This is a genomic window from Hydrogenophaga aquatica, assembly GCF_054780915.1.
Genome location: NZ_BAAGVK010000027.1, coordinates 84,828 through 92,275 on the forward strand (window position 1 = coordinate 84,828; position 7,448 = coordinate 92,275).

Genomic DNA, 7,448 nt, shown 5'->3' on the forward strand with positions numbered 1-7,448 from the left:
AGGTCAGTTTGCGGCGGGTTCTTCACCAGCTTCGTCTCCGTTGATGTCGGCATTGGCGTCGTTCTCCACGATGCGCTGCAGACCGCTGAGCGTGGCGCCTTCGTCCAGGGCGATCAGCGTCACGCCCTGCGTGGCACGGCCGAGTTCGCGAATCTCGCTCACACGGGTGCGCACCAGCACGCCGGTGTCGGTAATGAGCATGATCTCGTCGTCGGCATGCACCAGCGTGGCGGCCACCACCTTGCCGTTGCGTTCGCTTTGCTGGATGGCGATCATGCCCTTGGTGCCCCGGCCATGGCGGGTGTATTCCACGATGGACGTGCGCTTGCCGTAGCCGTTCTCGGTGGCGGTGAGCACGCTTTGCGTTTCGTCTTCGGCTACCAGCATGGCAATCACGCTCTGGCCGTCTTCCAGCGTCATGCCCTTGACGCCGCGTGCGTTGCGGCCCATGGGGCGCACGTCGTTTTCGTCAAACCGCACAGCCTTGCCGCCGTCGCTGAACAGCATCACGTCGTGCTGGCCGTCGGTGAGTGCCGCGCCGATCAGGTAGTCGCCCTCGTCCAGGTCCACCGCGATGATGCCGGCCTTGCGCGGGTTGCTGAACTGGTCAAGCGAGGTCTTCTTGACCGTGCCCATGCTGGTGGCCATGAAGACGTAGTGATCTTCTGGGAAGCTGCGGAACTCGCCCGTCAGCGGCAGCACCACGTTGATCTTCTCGCCTTCCTGCAGCGGGAACATGTTGACGATGGGACGCCCGCGCGAGCCGCGCGAGCCGGACGGCGCTTCCCACACCTTGAGCCAGTACAGGCGGCCCCGGTTGCTGAAGCACAGTATCCAGTCGTGCGTGTTGGCAATGAAGAGCTGGTCGATCCAGTCGTCTTCCTTGGTGGCCGTGGCCTGCTTGCCGCGTCCGCCACGCTTTTGCGCGCGGTATTCGCTCAGGGGCTGACTCTTGATGTAGCCGCTGTGGCTCAGCGTCACCACCATGTCGGTGGGGGTGATCAGGTCTTCGGTGGACAGGTCTTGTGCGCTGTGCTCGATCAGGCTGCGGCGTGCGCCCAGCTTGGTCTGGCCGAATTCGGTCTTGATGGCCACCAGCTCGTCGCCGATGATGGCCGACACGCGCTCTGGCTTGGCCAGGATGTCGAGCAGATCGTCGATCTCTGCCATGACTTCCTTGTACTCGGCCACGATCTTGTCCTGCTCCAGGCCAGTCAGGCGCTGCAGGCGCATCTGCAGAATCTCCTGCGCCTGCGTTTCGCTCAGGCGGTACAGGCCGTCGGCCTGCATGCCGAATTCGCGCTCCAGTCCTTCGGGGCGGTAGTCGTCGGCGTTGACGACCGAGCCGTCTTCCTTGGCGCGCGTCAGCATCTGGCGCACCAGCTGGCTGTCCCAGCTGCGTGTCATCAGCTCGGCCTTGGCCACCGGCGGGGTGGGGGACTCGCGGATGATGCGGATGAACTCGTCGATGTTGGCCAGTGCCACGGCCAGGCCTTCGAGCACATGGCCGCGGTCGCGCGCCTTGCGCAGGTTGAACACCGTGCGGCGGGTCACCACTTCGCGCCGGTGCTGCAGGAAGATGTCGATCAGGTCCTTCAGGTTGCACAGCTTGGGCTGTCCGTCCACCAGCGCCACCATGTTGATGCCGAAGGTGTCCTGAAGTTGTGTCTGCTTGTAAAGGTTGTTGAGGACGACCTCGGGCACCTCGCCGCGCTTGAGTTCGATCACCACGCGCATGCCCGACTTGTCGGACTCGTCCTGGATGTGGCTGATGCCTTCGAGCTTCTTCTCGTGCACCAGCTCTGCAATGCGTTCCAGCAGGGACTTCTTGTTGACCTGGTAGGGAATCTCGTCAACGATGATGGCCTGGCGCTGGCCCTTGTCAATGTCTTCGAAATGGCACTTGGCGCGCATGACCACACGGCCACGGCCGGTGCGGTAGCCGTCCTTGACGCCGTTGATGCCGTAGATGATGCCGGCGGTGGGGAAGTCGGGCGCAGGGATGATTTCCATCAGGTCGTCGATGGAGGCATCCGGGTGCTTGAGCATGTGCAGACAGGCGTCCACCACCTCGTTGAGGTTGTGGGGCGGGATGTTGGTGGCCATGCCCACCGCAATACCGGCCGAGCCGTTGACCAGCAGATTGGGCAGGCGCGTGGGCAGGACCAGCGGTTCCTTCTCACTGCCGTCGTAGTTGGGCCCGAAATCGACCGTTTCCTTGTCGATGTCGGCCAGCATCTCGTGGGCGATCTTGGACAGGCGGATTTCGGTGTATCGCATGGCGGCGGCGTTGTCGCCGTCCACCGAACCGAAGTTGCCCTGGCCGTCCACCAGCATGTGGCGCAGCGAGAAGTCCTGCGCCATGCGAACGATGGTGTCGTACACCGCAGAGTCGCCGTGCGGGTGGTATTTACCGATGACGTCACCGACGATACGCGCCGACTTCTTGTAAGGGCGGTTCCAGTCGTTGTTGAGTTCGTGCATCGCGTACAGCACGCGGCGGTGCACGGGCTTCAAGCCGTCCCTGGCATCGGGCAGGGCGCGCCCCACGATCACGCTCATCGCGTAGTCGAGGTAGCTACGCCGCATCTCCTCCTCGAGGCTGATGGGCAGGGTTTCCTTGGCGAAAGAGGTCATGAGGCGCCTTGCGAGTATCGGGATAACCGCCCATTTTAGATGGCAGCGGGCGGGCGTTCCGAATCGGGCTTGGCTGCGCCAGGCGCCAGAGTTGCCTGCCGGTTGTGGTCGAGATGCAACAACTGCCATTTCGAAGGCCAGCCGACAGCGCTAGTCAAGCCCGCGACATGTGTGCGCATGAATGCTTGTGGCAGAATGGCGGAACCACTCGGTATGGCGTTGCTCAAACGCCATTCAAAAAAGTTTGCAGGTTGACCTGCGCCAACACCAAGAGGAAACCGATGAAGAAACTGAACAAAGTTGCCATGCTGTTCGCAACCGCCGCCCTGGCCACCGCTGCAGGCGCCCAGACCATTGACAACTGGCGCAATGGCAGCGGCGATCTGGTTTGGAAGAACGGTACCAACGAACTGTGCTGGCGCAATGCCAACTGGACCCCCGCCACGGCGGCCCAGGGTTGCGACGGCGCCATCGTTCCCCAGGCTCCGGCACCCGCTCCGGCACCTGCCGCTGCCCCCGCTCCGGCTCCTGCTGCTGCCCCCGCTCCGGCACCCGCACCTGCTCCGGCACCCGCCGCTGCCGCTTCCAAGGTGACCTACGCTGCTGACGCCTTCTTCGATTTCGACAAGGCTGTGCTGAAGCCCGAGGGCAAGGCCAAGCTGGACGACCTGGCTGACAAGGTCAAGGGCATCAACCTGGAAGTGATCATCGCCGTGGGCCACACCGACGCCACCGGTCCTGACGCTTACAACCAGAAGCTGTCCGTGCGCCGCGCCGAAGCCGTGAAGGCCTATCTGGTGAGCAAGGGCATCGATGCCAACCGCGTGTACACCGAAGGCAAGGGCGAAGCCCAGCCCGTGGCTGACAACAGCACCCGCGAAGGCCGCGCCAAGAACCGTCGCGTGGAAATCGAAGTGGTCGGCACTCGCGCCAACTGATTTCGAGTCTTTCCAGACGTCACAGGAAACCGCGCCCAGGCGCGGTTTTTTGTTGCCTGAGGCGATAATGCCTGCATGGACAAGACCGTCAATGCCGACCCGGCCGAACTGGCCAAGTTTTCCGACCTGGCCCACCGCTGGTGGGACCCCGAGAGCGAATTCCGCCCGCTTCACCAGATCAATCCCTTGCGTCTCGACTGGATCGACCGGCAAGCCGCGCTTGCTGGCAAGAAGGTGCTGGACGTTGGATGTGGCGGCGGTATCTTGGCCGACGCCATGGCCCGCAAGGGCGCGCAGGTGCTGGGTATCGACCTGGCGGCCAAGGCCTTGAAGGTGGCCCAGCTGCACGCGCTGGAGGCCGCAACCCCCAATGTGACTTACCGCGAGGTGAGCGCCGAGCAGCTGGCTGCCGAGCAGCCTGGGACGTTCGACGTGGTTACCTGCATGGAGATGCTGGAGCACGTGCCCGATCCCGCCTCGGTGGTGCAGGCGTGTGCAACGCTTGTGAAGCCCGGTGGATGGGTTTTCTTTTCCACCATCAACCGCAACCCCAAGTCTTTCCTGTTTGCCATTGTGGGTGCGGAGTACGTGCTGCAGTTGCTGCCCAAGGGCACCCACGAGTACGCGAAGTTCATCCGGCCGAGCGAACTGGCGGGCTACTGCCGCCGCGCGGGGCTGGACCTGCAGGGCACGCGGGGCATGGAGTACAACCCCTTGACCCGGCGCTACTGGCTGAGTGCCGACACGAGCGTCAACTACCTGATCGCTACCCGCAAGGCCGAGGCATGAAACGTTTTGCTGGTGTGCAAGCCGTCCTTTTCGACCTGGACGGCACCCTGATAGACAGTGCCCCGGATCTGGGCTACGCGGTAGACCAGATGCGCGTGCGCCGCGGCCTGCCGTCTTTGCCCCTGGAAACCTACCGCCCCATGGCCGGCGCCGGTGCCCGGGGAATGCTGCATGTGGCGTTCGGACTCACACCCGATCACCCCGATTTTTTCAGCTACCGGGACGAGTTCTTCGACAACTACCAGGCCTGCATGACGCAGCGCACACAGCCTTTCGAGCGGGTGGACGCGATGCTGGAAGGGCTTTGCTCGATGGGCTTGAGCTGGGGCGTGGTGACCAACAAGTCGGAACGTTTCGCGCTGCCCCTGACCGCGGGCATGCCGCTGTTTTCATCTGCGGGAACCGTGATTGGCGGCGACACCACGCCATACCCCAAGCCTCATCCGGCTCCATTGCTGGAGGCCGCACAGCGCCTGGGGGTGCCGCCACAGGCCTGTGTGTATGTCGGTGACGACGAGCGGGACATCGTGGCGGGCAAGGCGGCGGGCATGCCTACCGTGGCTGCCCTTTACGGTTACCTGGGGTTGCGCAATGACGTGAGTGCCTGGGGCGCCGACGCGGAAATAGAAAATCCGCTGGAGCTCTTGAACTTTCTGGAATTGGCTTAAACTAAGACAGCACTGGGGCTGCATTGGTTTCGACGTGGGTTCGGGCACGCAGCAGGGCATGTCGAGGTTCTGTCACCTCGTAAAACCGCAGAAAAAAAGTAACTGCAAACGACGAACGTTTCGCACTCGCCGCTTAATCCGGTGAGCCTTGCAACAGCAGGCCGATAGGCTGGGCAAGGGCGGTCGCAAGACTGTCCAGGCTGCAAGGGAATTCATATCGGCTGGCTGACGGACGGGCAACTTGTCCGCCAGCGAGATTCAAGGTTGCTGGCCTGACATGCAGCGTGCCGCTGCGCGGCGTGTCGGGTAAGACCCAAAACAGACGGCTACACATGTAGAACTGCGCGAAGAAGGCTTGCGGACGGGGGTTCAAATCCCCCCAGCTCCACCACCTTGATGAACAAAGGCCGCTAACGACATACAGTTAGCGGCCTTTTTCTTTGAAAAATCAAGAATTTACCGTTCAGGGACGTACAAGTTTGTCATTGACAGCCAGTAAATTCGTGGGGAACAATGTGGGGAACATCCCCGTGTCTCTGGGTTTTGTGGGGAACAAGACCTGCTGCTGTGGGGTAAATCGCCCCCTTCGGTGTGGGGAACAGAGACGGAAATCCCAACATGCTGACCGATACCCAATGCCGTAACGTGACATGTCCGCCTGACAAGAAGCGGCTGCGTGTGACGGACTCAGGAGGGCTGTACCTGGAAGTGGCGCCCAATGGCTCTAAGCGCTGGTTCTGGAAGTTCCGTAAGGGCAACAGTGATTCCCGGCTGGCATTGGGCAGCTACCCGGCTGTGGGCCTGAACGCAGCACGGCGTGCACGGGATGCCGCCAAGTTGCAGCGGGCAGAAGGTACCGACCCCACCCAGGCCCGGAAGGTGGAAAAGCTCAAGTCGGTGAACCCCGCTGGTGACACCTTCAAGGTGGTGGCCTTGGAGTGGTACGAAAAGCAGGAGCCCCAATGGAGCGAAGCCCACGCGGTGCGGGCAAAGCGCCAGTTTGAGCGTGACCTATTTCCCTGGCTGGGTGAGCGGCGCTTGGCAGAAATTGAGCCGGTGGAACTGTTGGCGACTCTTCGCAAGGTCGAGGAGCGTGGTGCGGTGGAGACTGCCGACCGTGGTCTGATGCTGGCGCGGCAAGTCTGGCGGTATGGCGTGGCCACGGGCCGTGTGAAACGAGACATTACTGGCGACTTGAAGGGGGCGCTCTCTCCGTATCGCGGCAAGCACTTCGCCGCTATTACCGACCCCATTAAGCTGGGCGAACTGATCCGGGCAATCCGAGGCTACAAGGGCGGACCGGTTGTGCGAGCTGCTCTGCAGTTGGCGCCACTGCTGTTCCAGCGCCCCGGAGAGCTGCGTGGAGCGGCATGGGCCGAAATCGACTTGGAGGCAGCGCTGTGGACCATACCAGCGGCGCGGATGAAGCGCAGCAAGGATGGCAAAGAAAACGGCGACCCTCACTTGGTCCCTTTGCCACCCCAAGCCGTGAAGATACTGAAGGGACTGAAACCCTATACCGAGTCCACGGGCCTTGTTTTTCCCGGTGAGCGCCAGCGCAGCAAACCGATTTCCGAGAACTCAGTTCGCTCAGCCTTGATTGCGATGGGGTACACCCCGGACGTCCAGACTTGGCATGGCTTCCGGGCAACGGCCCGCACCATGCTGGCCGAGAGGTTGGAATGTGATCCACTGGTCATCGAGGCTCAGCTTGCCCATGCGGTGCGGGATGCCAACGGCAGGGCCTACAACCGGACCACCTACCTGAAACAGCGACAGGCCATGATGCAGCAGTGGGCGGATTACCTGGACAAGCTGGCTGCAGGTGCAGATGTGATCGAGTTGAAGACGGCATGAAGGCGTAATCTCGCCTGTGGCGAGTTGCCTGTCTTGAAGATGGGATACATGATGACCGAGCATTTTCTGCCTCAGTGGGCAGCCCTCACCGAGGCAATGCGTCAACGGCGTGAGCTTCTGGAGCAGTTACTGCAGCAACAGGAGCATGAGGCCGCCCAAACTGGTGAACCTACACAACTGGAGCTGGAGCGTAACCGGTATTCCATGATTGCAGGTGCTCAAGAGTGGTACATCGGTGAACTGGAGGCAGCACTTTGGGTTGCTGAAGAGACGCTGAAAAGTGTTGGAAGAAAACCACCGACAAGAAACGAGCAAATCATTTCCGAGGTTCGATTTCTCCGGCATTGCGGGGAGTTGGATAAAGAGGATGCTATTGCGCGAGAGGCCGACGGGATGGAGAGGGCGGCCAGAGGTGATCCGCCTCTTGCTGTGGACGTCAACGCAGTCTGTGGGAAGGACGGGTTGACCATAAAGGCGGCCGTAAAAATGGGCTCTATGCCGTTTTGTGTGGAAACGCTTCGCGTCATGTCGGCATGGCTGGCGCGAACGGACTGGCCGG

At 61.9% G+C, this 7,448-nt stretch carries 6 protein-coding genes and 1 other RNA gene; 6 read left to right on the forward strand and 1 reads right to left on the reverse strand.

What is annotated here, in order from left to right; translation table 11 throughout:
* Window positions 1–3: 3 nt before the first annotated feature.
* On the reverse strand, window positions 4–2,637 hold the full coding sequence (gyrA, locus tag ACYVHH_RS17830) for a DNA gyrase subunit A (RefSeq protein WP_460566711.1): 2,634 nt from the start codon (window positions 2,635–2,637) through the stop codon (window positions 4–6).
* 281 nt (window positions 2,638–2,918) lie between these two features.
* Here gyrA and ompA point away from each other — a divergent pair, with 281 nt between their 5' ends.
* From ompA to ACYVHH_RS17860, 6 genes are all read left to right on the forward strand, one after another.
* Window positions 2,919–3,575: an outer membrane protein OmpA gene (gene ompA, locus ACYVHH_RS17835; RefSeq protein WP_460566713.1), complete on the forward strand. Its 657-nt coding sequence runs from the start codon at window positions 2,919–2,921 to the stop codon at window positions 3,573–3,575.
* 75 nt (window positions 3,576–3,650) lie between these two features.
* Entirely contained in the window at window positions 3,651–4,364 is a 714-nt protein-coding gene (gene ubiG / locus ACYVHH_RS17840) for a bifunctional 2-polyprenyl-6-hydroxyphenol methylase/3-demethylubiquinol 3-O-methyltransferase UbiG (RefSeq protein WP_460566715.1), read from the forward strand.
* Window positions 4,361–5,032, forward strand: coding sequence for an HAD family hydrolase (locus ACYVHH_RS17845; RefSeq protein ID WP_460566717.1), 672 nt, complete (start codon window positions 4,361–4,363; stop codon window positions 5,030–5,032). The genes ubiG and ACYVHH_RS17845 overlap by 4 nt, the downstream gene beginning before the upstream one ends.
* Window positions 5,033–5,046: 14 nt before the next feature.
* Window positions 5,047–5,423: a transfer-messenger RNA gene (gene ssrA / locus ACYVHH_RS17850) on the forward strand.
* A gap of 227 nt (window positions 5,424–5,650) precedes the next feature.
* Window positions 5,651–6,889 carry a tyrosine-type recombinase/integrase gene (locus tag ACYVHH_RS17855; protein ID WP_460566719.1) on the forward strand — a complete coding sequence of 413 codons (1,239 nt, stop codon included), beginning with the start codon at window positions 5,651–5,653 and terminating at the stop codon, window positions 6,887–6,889.
* 48 nt (window positions 6,890–6,937) lie between these two features.
* On the forward strand, window positions 6,938–7,448 hold a 511-nt coding region (locus tag ACYVHH_RS17860; protein WP_460566721.1), incomplete at its 3' end, for a hypothetical protein.

What these genes read in the sequence shown, in the direction of transcription:
- ubiG (WP_460566715.1), top strand. Translation starts at nt 3,651, where the DNA reads ATGGACAAGACCGTCAATGCCGACCCGGCCGAACTGGCCAAGTTTTCC.
- ACYVHH_RS17845 (WP_460566717.1), top strand. Translation starts at nt 4,361, where the DNA reads ATGAAACGTTTTGCTGGTGTGCAAGCCGTCCTTTTCGACCTGGACGGC.
- ACYVHH_RS17855 (WP_460566719.1), top strand. Translation starts at nt 5,651, where the DNA reads ATGCTGACCGATACCCAATGCCGTAACGTGACATGTCCGCCTGACAAG.
- ompA (WP_460566713.1), top strand. Translation starts at nt 2,919, where the DNA reads ATGAAGAAACTGAACAAAGTTGCCATGCTGTTCGCAACCGCCGCCCTG.
- gyrA (WP_460566711.1), bottom strand. Translation starts at nt 2,637, where the DNA reads ATGACCTCTTTCGCCAAGGAAACCCTGCCCATCAGCCTCGAGGAGGAG.